We start from the raw sequence: 16,184 nt of genomic DNA, 5'->3' as shown, positions 1-16,184 counted from the left end.
CGGCATTGCACACGCATCGCCGTGTATCGTTCGTCAGCATCCCGACTTTACAAGCGACCCTGCATGTCTTACCGCCATCTGCTCGCACCGCTCGACCTCGGCTACACGACGCTGCGCAACCGCGTCGTGATGGGCTCCATGCATACCGGCATGGAAGACCGGTTCTGGCATTACCCAAAGCTGGCAGCGTATTTTCGCGAGCGCGCACGGGGCGGCGTCGGACTCATCATCACGGGCGGCATCTCGCCGAATCGCGAAGGCTGGCTGTTGCCGTTCGGCGGCACGCTCAATTCAGTCCTCGATCTGCACAATCACCGCAAACTGACTGAAGCAGTTCATGAGGAAGGCGGCAAGATCGCGCTGCAGATCCTGCATGCGGGGAGATATGGCTATCAGCCACTGGTTGTGTCCGCATCGGCTGTGAAATCGCCGATCTCGAAGTTCACACCACGCGCGCTCACCGAAGCCGGCATCGCGCGCACGGTGCGCGCCTACGCGCGTTGCGCGCGGCTTGCGCAGCGCGCGGGCTACGACGGCATCGAGATCATGGGCAGCGAAGGTTATCTGCTCAACCAGTTCCTCTGCCCGCGCACGAACCGGCGCACGGACGGCTATGGCGGCAGCATCGAAAACCGCATGCGGATCGCACGCGAGATCGTCGAGCACGTACGCGCGGCGTGCGGCAGCCCGTTCATCGTGGTGTACCGGCTGTCGCTGATCGATCTGGTCGAAGGCGGCAACACGTGGGACGAAACCGTCCAGGTCGCGCGGGCACTCGAAGCAGCGGGCGTCACGATGTTCAACACCGGTATCGGCTGGCACGAGGCGCGTGTGCCGACCATCGTGACGTCGGTGCCGCGCGCGGCGTTCGCGTCGTTGAGCGCGCGTCTGAAGGCCGCCGTGCGCGTGCCCGTCATCGTATCGAACCGCATCAACACACCCGAAGTCGCCGAGCGGTTGCTCGCCGAAGGCGCGGGCGATCTTGTTTCGATGGCGCGGCCATTGCTGGCCGATCCTGACTTCGTCGTGAAGACCGCCGAAGGGCGCACGCACGAAATCAACACCTGCATCGCCTGCAATCAGGCGTGCCTCGATCACACGTTCAGGAACCAGCGTGCGACCTGTCTTGTGAATCCGCGCGCGGGGCACGAGACCGAACTCGTGTACCGGCCGCTCGCCAATATGGCGCGGCCGCGCGCGGTGGCGGTGATCGGCGCGGGGCCGGCGGGTCTGTCGGCGGCGACGGTTGCCGCGCTTCGCGGTCATCGCGTGACGCTGTTCGATGCGGGCTCAACCATCGGCGGGCAGTTCAATCTGGCGATGCGCGTTCCCGGCAAGGAGGAGTTTGCCGAAACGATCCGCTATTTCCAGAGCCAGCTCGACCGGCACGGCGTGGACGTGCGCCTTCAAACGCGCGTCGATGCGCCGTTGCTCGCGGCCTCCCGCTACGACGACGTGATCGTCGCGACGGGCATCGTGCCGCGTCGCCCGTCGATTCCCGGCATCGACGGCGCGAACGTGCTGTCGTATGTCGACGTCCTGCTCGGCGCGCCGGTGGGCCGCAGTGTCGCGGTGATCGGCGCGGGCGGTATCGGCTTCGACGTCAGCGAGTTCCTGCTGCATCGCGACGGCGAGCCGTTGCCGCAAACGCGCGAAGCGTGGCTCGACGAATGGGGCGTCGACCTCGCCGTCACGACGCGCGGCGGCCTGAAGCCGGTTGAAGCCGCCACGCCGCCACGTGACATCTGGTTGCTGCAGCGCAAGCCGGGCAAACCCGGCGCGGGCCTCGGCAAGACGTCCGGCTGGGTGCACCGTGCGACGCTGATACGTAACGGCGTGCGGATGCTCGATGGCGTGTCGTATCTGGAGATCGCCCCGCGCGGCATCCGGATCGCGCACAACGGCGAGGAACAGTGGCTGGAGGTGGAAACGATCGTCGTATGCGCCGGGCAGGAATCGATGCGCGACCTGTACCCCGCCGTGCCCGCCTCGCCCCACACAAGTGGCCCGCGTTTTCACGTGATCGGCGGTGCGGCGCTCGCGACGGAACTGGACGCGAAGCGTGCAATCCGCGAAGGCGCGGAACTCGCCGCGCGCCTTTAAATCAGGCTGGTTTCGGCTTCAGTTGTCCGGCGACTGGACTACAGGCCAGACACGCAGGTCGAGAAAAAACCAGTCAGGCGACGCGGCGCCGGCGCGAGTCGAACAAGAACGACAGGCCCACGCTCGACAGAATCACCGCGGTCGCGACCACGGTCGAGCGCGTCACGGGTTCGCCGAGCAGCAACGCGCCGAGCGCGACCGCGACGACTGGATTCACATACATGCAACTGCTCGCGATGATCGGGCTCGTGTGGCGGATCAGGTAGCCATACGCGACGTACGCGGCCATCGTGCCGACCAGCATCAGATACAGAAACGCGACCACCGGCAGGAAGTGCACCGCCTGCATCCGCTCGCCGGATACCCACGCGACGAGCGTCGCCATTCCACCGCCGAGGCCGATCTGCAGCGATGTCGACAGAAACAGGTCGGACGGCAGTTTCAGCCGTCCGGCCAGATGCGCGCCGCCCGCCCAGAAGAGCGCGCCGCAAAGAATCGCGAGACTGCCGCCCGCCGATCCCGGCGACGTATCGCCGTGACTCAGGATCGCGATACCGGCAAGGCCGAGACCGATCGCGAACCATTCGCCCTTGCCGATCTTGCGGCCCGCAAGGGCCGCGATCACGGTCGCGAACAGCGGCACGGTGGCGACCATGACGGCGGCCGTGCCGGTACCGACGGTGCGCATCCCGTAAGCCAGCATGCCGCTCGACAAGCCCACCAGCATCGTGCCGACGAGCCCGGCGTTGCGGACTTCCGCCGCCGTCGGCCAGGCCGGCCGGCGACGCACCGCGAAGACAAAGAGGCCAATGCCCGCGAACAGGTTACGCAGCCCCGACAGCAGCAGCGGCGGGAAGGACCCGAGCGCCACGTGTACGGCGAGATACGTCGAGCCCCACACGATATAGACAACCGCCAGCGCGAGCGCGATCCGGCCTTGCGGTGTCTTCGGTGCGCGAAACGGGAAGGTTTCGGGAAACTGGAACGACATGCGCTCAACCCGCCCACGCCGATGAAGGCGCCAGCCGGGAGGCGGCAGCATGGGAACGTGGGGGCGTGCGCCGCCCGGAAGAGGCGGATAAGCGATTGAAGCAGGACGACATGGCGGCAGTACGGCAGGAAACGTTTGCTGGCGGGAAATGGGCCGACTTGACACGCAATGACGCGGATTAAGCGCGGATCGAGCCCGCGTTCAGCGGGCATCGGCAGCATTATGCAATACCGCCGGCCGGTCTCACTGAAAGCAAACGTAATAAATAATCGCTGCAGCCCACGGAAAAGGACCGGGCCCGCGCGAGCGGGTCCGGTCCCTGTTACACCGATACTGGCGGCATGACGGCATCCGCGCGGCGCGCGGATGCCGCGTGTGCCTGTCAGTTCGCCATTGCGCCCGATGCCTCGTGCTTCATGCCCATCGCGTCGCTGCCCTTTTTCATCTTCTTGTGGCTCATCTTGTCTTTCGACATGGAGTCTTTCGACATCGAGTCTTTCGACATCGAATCGTGCGACATCGCGCCGTTAGCCATCGCGCCGCTGGCTGCCTGCGCGAATGCCGACGTGCCGCCAGCGAGGGATACGATTGCCAGTGCGGCGATTACGAGCTTTTTCATGAGATCACTCCGTTTTGTTGTCAAAGATTGAACCGGCGTGTGCCGGGTATTGCTGAAGCTTCTGCCGTCCGGGATCATGCCGTGTGGTCCCCATGCAAACCTGTACAAACCTCTGCGGGCCCGCACGCATGATCCGCGCGCGTCAGGAGCCTCCGAACCAGTTGTAGCCCTGATTGACCCAGTAGCCGCCGGGATACGTATTCGTCACGAACATCTCGACGATGTGCTTCGGGTTCTTGTAGCCGAGCTTGGTGGGCATTCGCAGCTTCATCGGGAAGCCGTATTTCGGCGGCAGGCGCTGTCCGTCGTAGTCGAACGTGAGCAGCGTCTGCGGATGCAGCGCCGTCGGCATGTCGATGCTTTCGAAGTAGTTGTCCGCGCATTTGAAGCCGACGTATTTCGCCGATGTGTCCGCGCCCACGCGTCGCAGGAAATCGCCAAACGGCGTGCCGCCCCAGCGGCCGATCGCGCTCCACCCTTCCACGCAGATGTGGCGTGTGATCTGCTCGGCGTGCGGCAATGCGTAGAGCTCGGGCAGCGTCCACGTCTTCTTGCCCGTGATAAGGCCGCCCAGCTGGAGCTTGTAGCTCGACGCATCGACTTCCGGCACGTCGTCGATATCGTAGAACGCGTTGAACGGAAACGGCCGCGTGATCTGCGTTTCGGTGTAGGTCGGCGCCATCTGCTTCGGATCGAAAATGAACGCCTGCGCGCTGTCGTTCAGACGCGACACGGCGGTAAGAAACGTGTTCACCGAATCGTTGTCGGTGATCGAGCAGCCGGTCAGCATCGTGAGACCGCCGAGCGTCAGAATCTGTTTGCCGAACAGGCGCCGTGACGGCATCGCGAGTTCGCGGCGGGCGTCGATCAGGATCGATTCGCGGTCGAGTTTGATAGCGGGTTTGTGTTCCGGCTTCATGATCTGGAACCTCCCTGACGGCCGCGCAGCATCGTGAGCAGCGAGCGCGGCACGAGCGCGACCATCGCGACGTGCACGACGATAAACGCGGCCATCAGCGACATCGCGGTGAAATGAACGATGCGTGCCGTGTCGTAGCCGCCCATCAGTTCGCGCAGCAGCGGAAACTGCACCGACTTCCAGATCGCGAGGCCCGACAGCACGAGCACGATCAGGTCGCCAATGACGAACAGGTACGCGAATTTCTGCACGGCGTTGTACTGACGCAGGTCGGCGTGCGAGAGCTTGCCCGTGAGCGCGGCCACGAGATCGCCGGCGATCGCGCGCGGCGAGAGCGGCAGGAACTTGTGCCAGAAGCGCCCGCCCGCGAGATTGAGCGTGAGGTATACGAGGCCGTTGAAAACCAGCAGCCACATCGCGGCGAAATGCCATTGCAGCGCGCCGCCGAGCCAGCCGCCGAGCGTCAGCGACGGCGGAAACATGAACGCCGGAAAAATCGGCGACGCATCGTAGATGCGCCAGCCCGACAGCATCATGACGATGGCGGCAAGCGCGTTGAGCCAGTGCGTGACGCGCACCCAGGCCGGATGTATCGCGCCACTCGCGGGCGCGGCCGGCGGCGCGGCGCTGGCGTGAAGACGGGACGTATGCATCGAATGCTCCTCAGTTTCCGTGAATCAGTGGATCGGTGGATCCGTAAAGCGACGGTTCAGTGACAGGCGCCGAGATCGGCCACCTGAAGCACATCGCCAGTCGCGGCATTCTCAACGAACGCAACCACACCGAATTTATTCCCTGACGTGGACGTATTTGTGCCGGCGTCAGTACCGGCATCGCGATCGAATGCGCTCAACGCGACATCCTGATGAATCCGCGCGTGACCGGCGACGAGCGGCACCGGCCCGATCCATTGCCGCACGACCCGCTCGTGATGCAGCGTCGCGCCGCTGTTTTCGCCGGCGCGCACCTGCGAACTCAGGTTGTTTTCATAGACCGCCACGTAAGCGTTCAACCTGTCGCTGCCGGTTGCGCGCGCGGTAAAGGTGGCGTCGACATCGAGCGCGGCTGCCGCACCCGTGGCCAGCGGGGCGAGGGCGATCGCGACATCGGCCTGGGCGGGACTTGCCGTCACGTCCTGCACGCGCGATTCGAAGCTGGAACGCTGCGACCAGCTGCGCAGTTCGCGCCCGGAGACGAATACTTCCGGCGTGTAGATCGTGTGACCGCCCGCGCGATCGGTCAGGCTTTGCTGACGCTCGGTGAATCGATGCTGCGAAAAACGGTCCGTCCAGCCGAGGCTGTTCCAGTAATCGACGTGCAGCGCGAGCGGCACAACACTTTCCGGCACGCCGCCGCCCTTCCACTGGCTCAGCCAGCGGTCCGCGGGCGGACAGCTGTTGCAACCCTCGCTGCTGTACAGCTCGACGAGCGCGACGCGATGCGCCGGGCTGCGCGCGGTGCACATCGCGTTAGCGGCCTGCGCGACACCGCTCGTCGCCAGCGCGAGCGTCAGCACGAAAGCACGCACCACGTGCGCGCAACGTGCCGGTTCGCGCGATGTCGACGATCGGGTTGAAAGCATTTGCATGGCAGGCTCCGTCTGGAAATCTGCACGTTTGTCGTTGCGCATCCGCGGTTATGACAGCGCGGGCGAATTTTTTTTGCGGGTATGGCAGCACCGCTGCCGTAAAAGTAAAAGGACGATCGTTACGGGGAGCGACTCATGTCTTTATTGGTGCGCGGCGAGCCCCGAAGATTACGAAATGGTTACCGCCAGACGTGTGTCCGGCAACAACGCAAGTCGAAAGAAAGCCACAAGGTCAGACGAAATGCCGGCATGAATCACGCGCCGCTGGCCGCGGCGATTTTTTCGAGACGGGTTGCCATGCGCCCAAAACCCGGTGTATTGTGTGCGCTGCTAACGCGGGGGTCCTGCGTGGCGCATCGAACGATGGTCGGTGTGCTTCGTGGGTGAGAAATACCCTTTGAACCTGATCTGGATAATGCCAGCGCAGGGAAGCGTACGGATTTCGCCGCCTCACCTGCTTCACGCCACAACGAAATCCGACTCCTTCCGTCTCGTCTCCCGCCTGGCTTCCCCATAGTGCTTTGCATGGGGCCGAAGTAAGCGCTAAAGCGCCAACTCCGGCCGACACGCGAACTCTGGTCGACACACAGGAGATATGCATGAACGCCAATCCGAAGTTTCTTTCCGCCGACGCTCACGTCGATGCTGCTGCTGTCGCCCCCCTGCCGAACTCCCGCAAGGTCTACGTCACCGGTTCGCAGCCGGATATCCGCGTGCCGATGCGCGAAATCACGCAGTCCGACACCTCGGACAGCTTCGGCGGTGAAAAGAATCCGCCGGTCTATGTCTACGACACGTCGGGTCCGTACACCGATCCGGACGCGCAGATCGACATTCGCGCGGGTCTGCCCGCGCTGCGTCAGCGCTGGATCGAAGCACGCGGCGACACCGAAGCGCTCCCCGGCCTGACGAGCGAATTCGGCCGCGAACGCGCCGCCGACTCCGCCACCGCCGATCTGCGCTTCCAGGGCCTGCATCGCACGCCGCGTCGCGCGATGGCCGGCAAGAACGTGTCGCAGATGCATTACGCGCGGCAAGGCATCGTCACGCCGGAAATGGAATACATCGCGATTCGCGAGAACCAGCGTCGTGCCGAATATCTGGAAAGCCTGCGTACGAGCGGTCCGAACGGCGAAAAGCTCGCCGCGATGATGGGCCGTCAGCATCCGGGCCAGGCGTTCGGTGCAAGCGCGTTCGGCCCGGATGCACTCAAGGAAATCACGCCGGAATTCGTGCGCGAGGAAGTGGCGCGCGGCCGCGCGATCATCCCGAACAACATCAATCACCCGGAAAGCGAACCGATGATCATCGGCCGCAACTTCCTCGTGAAGGTGAATGCGAACATCGGCAACTCGGCGGTCACGTCCTCGATCGGCGAGGAAGTCGACAAGATGACGTGGGCGATCCGCTGGGGCGGCGACACGGTGATGGATCTCTCCACCGGCAAGCACATTCACGAAACGCGTGAGTGGATCATCCGCAATTCGCCGGTGCCGATCGGCACGGTGCCGATCTATCAGGCGCTCGAAAAGGTCAACGGGAAGGCTGAAGACCTGACGTGGGAAATCTTCCGGGACACACTGATCGAACAGGCCGAACAGGGCGTCGACTACTTCACGATTCACGCGGGCGTGCGTCTGCAATACGTGCCGCTCACCGCGAAGCGCATGACCGGCATCGTGTCGCGCGGCGGCTCGATCATGGCGAAGTGGTGCCTCGCGCATCACAAGGAAAGCTTCCTGTACGAGCACTTCGAGGACATCTGCGAAATCATGAAGGCGTACGACGTGGCCTTCTCGCTCGGCGACGGCCTGCGCCCCGGCTCGATCTACGACGCGAACGACGAAGCGCAGCTGGGCGAACTGAAGACGCTCGGCGAACTCACGCAGATCGCGTGGAAGCACGACGTGCAGACAATGATCGAAGGCCCCGGCCACGTGCCGATGCAGCTGATCAAGGAGAACATGGACCTGCAGCTGGAATGGTGCGACGAAGCGCCCTTCTACACGCTCGGGCCGCTCACGACCGACATCGCGCCGGGCTACGACCACATCACGTCGGGCATCGGCGCCGCGATGATCGGCTGGTTCGGCACGGCGATGCTGTGCTATGTGACGCCGAAGGAACACCTGGGCTTGCCGAACAAGGACGACGTGAAGACCGGCATCATCACGTACAAGCTCGCCGCGCACGCCGCCGATCTTGCGAAGGGTCATCCGGGCGCGCAGGTGCGTGACAACGCGCTGTCGAAGGCACGCTTCGAATTCCGCTGGGAAGACCAGTTCAATCTCGGCCTCGACCCGGACAAGGCACGCGAATTCCACGACGAAACCCTGCCGAAGGACTCCGCGAAGGTCGCGCATTTCTGCTCGATGTGCGGACCGCACTTCTGCTCGATGAAGATCACGCAGGACGTGCGCGAATACGCGGCGCAACAAGGCATCAGCGACGACGAAGCCTTGAAGAAGGGAATGGAAGTGAAGTCGATCGAGTTCCTGAAGAAAGGCGCTGAGATTTATCAACGGCAGTAATTCACGGCCATGGCCATCACTGCCGCAAACACGCGATGCCGCGCGTGAACGGCAGGCAAGGAAGCCCGCTTCGGCGGGCTTCATCTTTTGTGCGTGCCGTGTAGCAGCGGGCTTCGCCCCCATCGGATGGGCAGGAACGCGGGATGCTTCTTCTTTCATCATCCAGACAGGAAGAGGTGTCACCATGAAAGCGATTCAGCGAGTGAGCGCGATTGCGGCCCTGGTCACGGTGGTCGCGAGTCTGTCGGCCTGCGACGGCATGAGTCCGCGTACGCGGGACACGGCAATCGGCGCGGGCGTGGGTGGCGCGGCGGGCGCTGCGATCGGCGGCAGCACGCTGTCGACGCTCGGCGGTGCCGCCGTCGGCGGTGTAATCGGGAATCAGGTCGGCAAGTAAGCGATGGAATGACGCTTTGTGTGAGCTGAGCTTGTGCGCGCTGCCGTTGGGGCGCGGCTCATGTGGCTCGAAATCCACGTGCGACGGTCGCGCACGAACAGCGCGCCGGTTTGCGTCGCTTGACTGCCACGGGCAAGGTGACGCTGAAATATGCGGTAACCGCTTCCTAACCCCATATGGCCGACGTCGGCGTAAGCTCGAGGAAGCGCATCGCCCGGCGAGGCGACGCAATGGACGCGGCCACGCATGGGAATGATGTGCTGGCCGCGCGCGGTGTGGCCACGTAGCGTGACCAGTCAGGGAGTGCGTCATGAAGCCCGTCTCCATCATCCTTCGTTCAGCCGGGGCCGCCCTGTTGCTGGCGCTGTCCGGCTGTTACTACCCGTACGGTTATTACCCATACGGTTATTATCCGTACGGCTACAACGCCGTCCCTGCCGCCGCGACCCAGCAGGAAATGCCCGCCGGCCAGCAGACTGACCAGAACGGCGTCTACACGCAGGCGGTGCCGCCGACGCAGTCGACGCAGCAAAACACCGCATCGACCGGCTACGTGCCCCCCGCCGTGCCGGCCTACTACCCCGCATACCCTGCATACCCGGCTTACCCCGCGTATTACGGCTATCCCGCCTGGTATGGGCCTTCGGTCGCGATCGGCTTCGGATTCTGGGGCGGCGGATGCTGTTATCACGGCGGCTACTATCACGGCGGCGGGTATCACCACGGCGGAGGCGGCTACTACCACGGCGGAGGACACGGTCACTAGGACCGTATCGTCGCGGTTCGGAACGTAGTCATCCTGCGTGATGGAAGAGCGTGTCCGTTGCCATGCCAACGCATCGAATCAGATCGCTTTCTTTCGTTTTGCCTTCAAATCCTCCTCGCCGGTAGTTTCCCCTCTTAACGGCGCGGGGCAGGGCTCTATGCTGCGACTGGTTTGCGAACTGTCTGTTTAATTAGCGAAACAACGTGTGTAGTCCGACGATGTCGCTTCGGTCCGTCCTGTCTCAAGCGGCGCGACGATCAGATTTTTTATAGCGCGTCGATTCCTGTAACAACGAAGGAGTCTTCTCACTGTTCTGCTCGGGGTTCTCGTCTGGCTGCAGCAGAACGTGCTGACGGGGATGATTCCACATTGATTTTGCATTAGCCGGGCGTGTCCCGCCGTGCATGGCGGGGGGCGGATCCGGATCGTCGTGGCGCCGCCTGCGTGCGGGGCGGCGTCACGATAACGAGAGGTGTCCGCGCAGGCGGTGCGCGCGTGCTTGCTGTTTCACTCCAGCCTGAAGTATTCCCCAGGACGCCGGTGCTACCATGCCTGCGAGTCGCGACCCAACTGCGCGCGACGCTCCTTCGATGACCCTCAAAAATCTCGTCCAGCTACTCATCCTCGCGGCCCTGTGGGGCGCGTCGTTCCTGTTTATTCGCGTCGGGGTGAGCGACTTTGGCGTCGCGCCGCTGATGGCGCTGCGCGTCGGCATCGGCGCGCTGTTTCTCTTCGCCGTGCTGCTCGCGCGACGTCCCGCGCGCGAAGCGTTCGGCACACTTCGCAGCCGCGCGTGGCCACTCGTCGTCGTGGGCCTTCTGAACTCGGCGGCGCCGTTCTGCCTCTTCGCTTATGCGGAGCTGACGCTCTCCGCCGGGGTGACGTCGGTCATCAACGCGACGACGCCGCTGTGGGGCGCGCTCGTCGGGTTCCTGTGGCTCAAGGACCGGCTCAGCGCACTGCGCAGCCTCGGCATGGTGATCGGCTTTCTCGGTGTGCTGATGCTCGTGTGGGAGCAGATCGCCGCACCGCAAGGCGCAGGCGTCACGCCCGCGACCACCGCGCTCGCCGCTGCAGCCGCGCTCGGCGCGACGCTGCTGTATGGCATCGCGGCGAATTACACGAAGCGGCATCTGATGGGCGTCGACTCGCTTACCGTCGCCGCCGGCACGATGATGGGCGCGACGATCCTCCTGCTACCGGTCGCCATCGCCACGTGGCCCGTCACGCCGGTCTCCGTGCATGCCTGGGGCGCCGTGATCGCGCTGGGTGTCGCGTGCACCGGCGTCGCGTACATGCTGTTCTTCCACCTGATCGCGGTGGCCGGGCCCGCTCGTGCAATCACCGTCACGTTCGTGATTCCGATCTTCGGCATCCTGTGGGGCGCACTCTTTCTCGGCGAGCAGGTTTCGTCCGCCATGGTCGAAGGATGCGCGGTGATTCTCGTCGGGACGGCGCTGGCAACGGATGTGATCAAACGCATCCCGGGTTTCGGCGCGCGCAGCCGCGAGGCCGGCTAGAGAGTCATCCGCCCTGCCCGCGAGAACCGGAAATTGCCCGCCGCCGGGGAGGCTGGCGGGCAAAACCACTGCCACCGGGTGAGCGAGGTTCGGCGCGCGGGCGCACAGGCCATCAACGGGCGAAACGCTACTTCTTCTGGTTCCGGGCGCAAAAAACCCGCCTGCGGGCCAGCCAGGCGGGTTTGATGTCACACGTCGCTTGAGAACCGCGGCTCAGGCTCAGTGCAACTGATCGACCACCAGTGCCATGATCTGCCTGGCCGGTGCGGACGAATCGATTTCACCCTTTTCGTCGACGACTGCCACGCGCGTCTGGTTCGGCGTCACCGCACGGACATTCACGCGATACTGCTTTGCGACCTTCTCTTTCTTGCCGTGGAACACCTGGCTCCAGAAGCCCTGCTCAGCCGAGGACATGTCTTTCGGATCCACGTAACGCACGAAGTACAGGCCCTTCGTACGGTCGCGGTCGTCCACCGTGAAGTTGCTGCGATCGAGCGCCAGGCCCACGCGCAGCCAGGCGCGATCGTACGGCTCGCCGAGCGTGAGTTCCGTGGACGTGTACTGACTGCCGCCCGCATCGCGCTCGTCCGGCGTCGGGGTTTGCGCGGCAAGCGCGACGTTCTGCGCCGCCGTGGCGGCCGCGGCCGATTTCGCGGCCGAAGCGCCAGTTGCCGCAGCAGGCGCGGTTTGCGCCCCTGCCGGCGACGCCGCGGCAGACTGCGAGCCGGTCTGGCTGCGCGAGTCGGCCACCGCCAGCGAGGCCATCAGGCGTTTCAGGTATTCGGTCTCGAGGGCGGGATCATTGGGCTTCGCCTGCCATTGGCTCGAGTCGTTGTTCGGACCGGTCAGCGCTTCACGCATGCCCTTCTGGCTCACGAACACGTAAGTGCCGCCATTCGGCGCCGGTTCGAGACGCGTGCGATATTTATTGCGTTCCGACGTCACATACGAGGTGCCCATCGCCTTCGACAGCGTATTGCGGATCAAGCCATCGTTGATCTGCGCGTGCGTTTCGTTCCAGTCGGTTTCCATCACGCCCTTGTCGCGCTGGTCGACGACCAGCAGGAAACCCTGTTCCTGCCAGAAACGGCGGATTTGCGGCCATGCCTGATCGGGTGACCTGTTATCGATCACGAGCCAGCTTTCGGTGCCGTCGCGCTGGATGTGCATGTTCGCGACCGCCGGCACCACTGCGTTCGTGACGGGCGCCGTTTCCTGGACCTGTTTCAGCGTGGACAGCGATGTTTCGCCGCCCTGCGGCGGCAGGGACCGCTGATCGGCCGTTTCTTCGATCATGTTCGGCGGCACGGCCAGCGACACTTCCTTCGATTTCGAATCGCTCTTGTAATCGACTTGAGTGGGCGACGGCGCGCTGCAGCCGGCGACGAGCCCGCCTGCCACCAGCAATGCTGCGAACCGCGGGGTAAGACGACGATCAGTCATGTTCAGGGAATCCTTCCGCTACGCCACGGCAAGTTTCCGTGGATCAACCCGTGATTTTACCGGTCCCGCGCCCGGAAGTGCAAAAACCCGCATTTGGGGGTAAACGGGGGCGACGAATCGCCTCAAAACCAGGGCCCACCGAACCGGGCACAAACGTTTTCCGACACGCCCAAAAATTAACAGTTGGCAATCATTCCGGGCGCAATCGGGACTGCACCAAAAATCGTCCTAGATTCCTGTTTTGTAAGATATTTCCCGACATCCTCCACCGAAAATTCCGAGACCGATCGAGATTCTTCTCAAAGGGCTTCAGATTAATCAGGAAAACCAGGTGTTATCTTGAAATGAACGTTTCAACACCACCTGAAAAGACTCTCCCGGATACATCAATGAGCAAGGTCATTCCGTTTTACGCCGTGTGGGCCGCCGTGCTGGCCGGTGCAATGAGCGCGCCCGGTGCGTGCCACGCGGAACTGGGCCGCATGGCTGCGCGCCCCCCTGCTGCGGGCACGGCCATCGTGCATTCGCTGAAAAGCGGCTCGTTCCAGGTACGAACGACAACCGACGACGGCGGCACAACGATCAGCGAATACACGACGCCCGCCGGACAGGTCTTCGCCTATACCTGGCAAGGCCCGACGATGCCCGACCTGAAGACACTCCTCGGCAGCTTCTACGATTCGTGGCGCGACGGCGCCGCGTCCGCTCAGGCCAGCGCGAGCACCCTTCACGCGACACGCATTGCGCAACCTGATGTCGTCGTCGAATCGGGTGGCCAGATGCGCAGTTACGTGGGACGCGCCTGGCTGCCCGGCGCACTCCCCGCTGGCGTCTCCGCCGACGACCTGCGCTAAAGGGGCCGACGCAATGGCGAAAAGACTGTTTCTGCCCTGCGTGTTACTGCTTTGCGCTGCAATCGCCGGTTGCGGCGGCGGAGGTACGGGAGAAACGACCAGTGAGGGCGCGGGCGCGCCCGCCTCCGCGACACCCCCCACCGGGACTCCGGTTGCTGCGAGCACGCCAGTCAATCCTCCCGTGCAGCAATCGACGGTTCCCAACCAGCAGCCCGTCACCGTAAGTGCGACGCCCGGACTCACGCGCAACATGCTGATGACGAGCGTCACAGTATGCGAACCGGGCACGGATCACTGCGCGACCATCGACAATATTCAGGTCGACACGGGGTCGCAGGGGTTACGCCTGCTCGCCTCCGCGTTACCGGCGGACCTGACCTTGCCCGCCCTGCCCTCGGCGACCGGCACAGTCGGCCAGTGTGCGGTGTTCGGTACCGGCTACACATGGGGCGCGGTGCGCAGCGCCGACGTGCGCATGGCCGGCGAAATCGCCGCGGCCTTGCCCGTCCACATCATTGCTGACGCGTCCGTGCCGACCGTGCCCGCCGATTGCGGAAGCGCCGGGCTCGCACTGATGACAACGGGCGCGCTTCACGGCAACGGTATTCTGGGCATCGGACTCTTTGCCGCGGATTGCGGCGCAAGTTGCGCCCGCGCCGCGCTACCGCGCTGGTACTACGCCTGTGGGTCCGACGGCACCTGCACATCCACCGCGCAACCCGTCGCATCGCAGGTGACCAATCCTGTCAGCCGTTTTGCATTTGACAACAACGGTGTCGTCATCGACCTGCCGGCTGTTCCTGACACCGGCTCTCCGTCCGTAGCCGGCTCCCTGATTTTCGGCATCGGGACGCAGGCAAACAACAGCCTGGATGGCGTGACGGTTCTCAAGGCGAATTCGGGTACCGGTTACGTCACCACGACCGTCGACGGAAAGCCGTACACGCAGAGCTTCTTCGATAGCGGTTCTAACGGACTCTTCTTCACCAGTTCGACATTACAGGTCTGCGGACTCTGGTACTGCCCGACATCGACGCAAACGTCAGTCGCCACGATCAAGGGAACCGACAGCGCGACGAACACCCAGTCGTTCCCGGTCGGCAACGCCCAGACGTTGTTCGCGACGTCAAACTTCGCGTTCAACAACCTCGCCGGTACCGCAGGGAATGTGTTCGACTGGGGTCTGCCGTTTTTCTTCGGACGCAAGGTCTTCACGGCCATCGATTCCCGTGCGACACCCGCCGGCCCCGGTCCGTACTACGCGTTTTAGCCTGGCCATGTGCGGTGATTGATCGGCGCGGAGCGCGAATCAATCACCGCACGTGGCTTCTTGTCGCCCGAATTACTGCGAGGGCGTTACGGTCTTTTGCCCAACGAACCGGATATCCACGCGCCGGTCGGGTGCCAGACACTCGATCAAGGCTTTCCGGTTGCGCGTTGTACATGCTGTGCCTGGGTCTGCCTTGCCGAAACCTTGTGCGTCAACCGGAATCGTCACACCCTTGCTGATCAGGTATTGCTTGACCGAGTTCGCACGTTCTTGCGACAGCCTGAGGTTGTAAAGGGAAGTGCCGAGCCGGTCCGTATAGCCCGACACGGTCATGCGGTCGGTAAACCCGCTACCTCGCAGCCGGTTCGCAATATCATCGAGTTGAGCGCGCCCTTGTGGCGTGATGGCCGGTACATCGCCCCGGTCGAATGCAAAGAGCGCGTCCGAAGAGAGCGACATGACCTTCGGCAGCGGCGGCGCAGGCACCGCACAACTCGACAGCGCCTGCTCGCTGGCCCGGACCTGATCCTGAAGCGCGTCGGTACGCTGCTTCGCCTTGTCGAACGCACGCGTCCAGGCTTCATGGCCTGCGTACATGAGTTCGACTTCGGAGCACGCGACCAGCTTGCGTGCCTGCGGACACCAGGCAAATCGTGGATCGACCCGAATCTTCGCCAGTTGCTCCCACAGGTCTGGGCGCACTTTTGTCACCGTCCGAAGCGCGGGGTTCGCCTGTGCTTCGGACTGCGCCGCCGCTTGAGCCGTGGATGACGTAGCGCTATCCGCGGCGTCCAGACTTACGGTGAGTCGCGCGGCCTCGCCGATAGCCTCTTCGACGAAGCCCCAGTCGTCGTGCGCAGCAAACGCTTCCTTGCCTGCGTTGATCCAGCACTGCGCTTTTGCGCCCGCATAGCTGTCTTTACGCGGGCCAGCAGCATCGAGCCGGCCCTGCAGGGTGTCCAGCACATCGCCACGGTGTTTGATCTGCGTGTAGACGTCGGTCCATTGCTTCGTGGCCGCGCCCGACGAGATGTCTTGAGGCGTACCGAAACCTCGCTGCAACACAGTTGGGTTCTGAATGTTCAGTTGATCGCGCGAAGCTGTGCCCGCGCAACCGGTAAGCGCGGCAGCCATAGCTGCCGCGAGAATCGAGTGTTTCATAACTTTCCTTCGGAACGGG

At 63.8% G+C, this 16,184-nt stretch carries 14 protein-coding genes; 7 read left to right on the top strand and 7 right to left on the bottom strand.

The features are described 5' to 3' along the window. Nucleotides 1–63: 63 nt before the first annotated feature. The gene (locus LPA37_RS00225) at nucleotides 64–2,103 is read left to right on the top strand and encodes an NADPH-dependent 2,4-dienoyl-CoA reductase (protein ID WP_229010984.1); all 2,040 of its coding nucleotides are present in this window, start codon (nucleotides 64–66) and stop codon (nucleotides 2,101–2,103) included. A gap of 73 nt (nucleotides 2,104–2,176) precedes the next feature. Here the strand turns inward: LPA37_RS00225 and LPA37_RS00220 are convergent, their stop codons facing one another. The 5 genes from LPA37_RS00220 to LPA37_RS00200 form a co-directional block, all read right to left on the bottom strand. After that, complete coding sequence (locus LPA37_RS00220) at nucleotides 2,177–3,094, bottom strand: EamA family transporter (protein WP_228975888.1); 918 nt, start codon at nucleotides 3,092–3,094, stop codon at nucleotides 2,177–2,179. A 382-nt stretch (nucleotides 3,095–3,476) separates the two neighbouring features. Then, entirely contained in the window at nucleotides 3,477–3,713 is a 237-nt protein-coding gene (locus tag LPA37_RS00215; protein ID WP_229010983.1) for a pentapeptide MXKDX repeat protein, read from the bottom strand. A 142-nt stretch (nucleotides 3,714–3,855) separates the two neighbouring features. Then, nucleotides 3,856–4,632, bottom strand: a complete 777-nt coding sequence (locus LPA37_RS00210; protein WP_229010981.1) for a molybdopterin-dependent oxidoreductase — start codon at nucleotides 4,630–4,632, stop codon at nucleotides 3,856–3,858. Next, a complete protein-coding gene (locus LPA37_RS00205) occupies nucleotides 4,629–5,285 on the bottom strand; it encodes a cytochrome b/b6 domain-containing protein (protein WP_228975894.1) in 657 nt (218 codons plus the stop codon). Before LPA37_RS00205 ends, LPA37_RS00210 begins: the two co-directional genes overlap by 4 nt. A 56-nt stretch (nucleotides 5,286–5,341) precedes the next feature. Beyond that, the gene (locus tag LPA37_RS00200) at nucleotides 5,342–6,214 is read right to left on the bottom strand and encodes a DUF1223 domain-containing protein (RefSeq protein WP_407672469.1); all 873 of its coding nucleotides are present in this window, start codon (nucleotides 6,212–6,214) and stop codon (nucleotides 5,342–5,344) included. Nucleotides 6,215–6,819: 605 nt separating this feature from the next. Here LPA37_RS00200 and thiC point away from each other — a divergent pair. The 4 genes from thiC to LPA37_RS00180 all read left to right on the top strand — a co-directional run bounded on the left by thiC (nucleotide 6,820) and on the right by LPA37_RS00180 (nucleotide 11,434). Continuing rightward, complete coding sequence (gene thiC / locus LPA37_RS00195) at nucleotides 6,820–8,751, top strand: phosphomethylpyrimidine synthase ThiC (protein WP_229010978.1); 1,932 nt, start codon at nucleotides 6,820–6,822, stop codon at nucleotides 8,749–8,751. Nucleotides 8,752–8,935: 184 nt separating this feature from the next. Continuing rightward, the gene (locus LPA37_RS00190) at nucleotides 8,936–9,148 is read left to right on the top strand and encodes a glycine zipper 2TM domain-containing protein (RefSeq protein ID WP_228975898.1); all 213 of its coding nucleotides are present in this window, start codon (nucleotides 8,936–8,938) and stop codon (nucleotides 9,146–9,148) included. 310 nt (nucleotides 9,149–9,458) lie between these two features. Further along, nucleotides 9,459–9,914 carry a hypothetical protein gene (locus LPA37_RS00185; protein ID WP_228975900.1) on the top strand — a complete coding sequence of 152 codons (456 nt, stop codon included), beginning with the start codon at nucleotides 9,459–9,461 and terminating at the stop codon, nucleotides 9,912–9,914. A 590-nt stretch (nucleotides 9,915–10,504) separates the two neighbouring features. Continuing rightward, nucleotides 10,505–11,434, top strand: a complete 930-nt coding sequence (locus LPA37_RS00180; protein ID WP_229010976.1) for a DMT family transporter — start codon at nucleotides 10,505–10,507, stop codon at nucleotides 11,432–11,434. 219 nt (nucleotides 11,435–11,653) lie between these two features. Here the strand turns inward: LPA37_RS00180 and bamC are convergent, their stop codons facing one another. Next, nucleotides 11,654–12,880, bottom strand: coding sequence for an outer membrane protein assembly factor BamC (bamC, locus tag LPA37_RS00175; RefSeq protein WP_228975904.1), 1,227 nt, complete (start codon nucleotides 12,878–12,880; stop codon nucleotides 11,654–11,656). 389 nt (nucleotides 12,881–13,269) lie between these two features. Here bamC and LPA37_RS00170 point away from each other — a divergent pair, with 389 nt between their 5' ends. Next, the gene (locus tag LPA37_RS00170; protein WP_229010974.1) at nucleotides 13,270–13,734 is read left to right on the top strand and encodes a DUF2844 domain-containing protein; all 465 of its coding nucleotides are present in this window, start codon (nucleotides 13,270–13,272) and stop codon (nucleotides 13,732–13,734) included. Nucleotides 13,735–13,747: 13 nt separating this feature from the next. Beyond that, the gene (locus LPA37_RS00165) at nucleotides 13,748–15,004 is read left to right on the top strand and encodes a DUF3443 domain-containing protein (RefSeq protein WP_228975908.1); all 1,257 of its coding nucleotides are present in this window, start codon (nucleotides 13,748–13,750) and stop codon (nucleotides 15,002–15,004) included. A 72-nt stretch (nucleotides 15,005–15,076) separates the two neighbouring features. Here the strand turns inward: LPA37_RS00165 and LPA37_RS00160 are convergent, their stop codons facing one another. After that, nucleotides 15,077–16,165, bottom strand: coding sequence for an OmpA family protein (locus LPA37_RS00160; protein ID WP_228975910.1), 1,089 nt, complete (start codon nucleotides 16,163–16,165; stop codon nucleotides 15,077–15,079). Nucleotides 16,166–16,184 lie beyond the last annotated feature (19 nt).

It is taken from the genome of Paraburkholderia gardini, assembly GCF_907164545.1.
Lineage (GTDB): Bacteria > Pseudomonadota > Gammaproteobacteria > Burkholderiales > Burkholderiaceae > Paraburkholderia > Paraburkholderia gardini.
Note: the sequence above shows the minus strand (reverse complement) of the source record. Positions and strands in the feature narration are given on the sequence as shown.

What these genes read in the sequence shown, in the direction of transcription:
- LPA37_RS00225 (WP_229010984.1), top strand. Translation starts at nt 64, where the DNA reads ATGTCTTACCGCCATCTGCTCGCACCGCTCGACCTCGGCTACACGACG.
- LPA37_RS00220 (WP_228975888.1), bottom strand. Translation starts at nt 3,094, where the DNA reads ATGTCGTTCCAGTTTCCCGAAACCTTCCCGTTTCGCGCACCGAAGACA.
- LPA37_RS00215 (WP_229010983.1), bottom strand. Translation starts at nt 3,713, where the DNA reads ATGAAAAAGCTCGTAATCGCCGCACTGGCAATCGTATCCCTCGCTGGC.
- LPA37_RS00210 (WP_229010981.1), bottom strand. Translation starts at nt 4,632, where the DNA reads ATGAAGCCGGAACACAAACCCGCTATCAAACTCGACCGCGAATCGATC.
- LPA37_RS00205 (WP_228975894.1), bottom strand. Translation starts at nt 5,285, where the DNA reads ATGCATACGTCCCGTCTTCACGCCAGCGCCGCGCCGCCGGCCGCGCCC.
- LPA37_RS00200 (WP_407672469.1), bottom strand. Translation starts at nt 6,214, where the DNA reads ATGCTTTCAACCCGATCGTCGACATCGCGCGAACCGGCACGTTGCGCG.
- thiC (WP_229010978.1), top strand. Translation starts at nt 6,820, where the DNA reads ATGAACGCCAATCCGAAGTTTCTTTCCGCCGACGCTCACGTCGATGCT.
- LPA37_RS00190 (WP_228975898.1), top strand. Translation starts at nt 8,936, where the DNA reads ATGAAAGCGATTCAGCGAGTGAGCGCGATTGCGGCCCTGGTCACGGTG.
- LPA37_RS00185 (WP_228975900.1), top strand. Translation starts at nt 9,459, where the DNA reads ATGAAGCCCGTCTCCATCATCCTTCGTTCAGCCGGGGCCGCCCTGTTG.
- LPA37_RS00180 (WP_229010976.1), top strand. Translation starts at nt 10,505, where the DNA reads ATGACCCTCAAAAATCTCGTCCAGCTACTCATCCTCGCGGCCCTGTGG.
- bamC (WP_228975904.1), bottom strand. Translation starts at nt 12,880, where the DNA reads ATGACTGATCGTCGTCTTACCCCGCGGTTCGCAGCATTGCTGGTGGCA.
- LPA37_RS00170 (WP_229010974.1), top strand. Translation starts at nt 13,270, where the DNA reads ATGAGCAAGGTCATTCCGTTTTACGCCGTGTGGGCCGCCGTGCTGGCC.
- LPA37_RS00165 (WP_228975908.1), top strand. Translation starts at nt 13,748, where the DNA reads ATGGCGAAAAGACTGTTTCTGCCCTGCGTGTTACTGCTTTGCGCTGCA.
- LPA37_RS00160 (WP_228975910.1), bottom strand. Translation starts at nt 16,165, where the DNA reads ATGAAACACTCGATTCTCGCGGCAGCTATGGCTGCCGCGCTTACCGGT.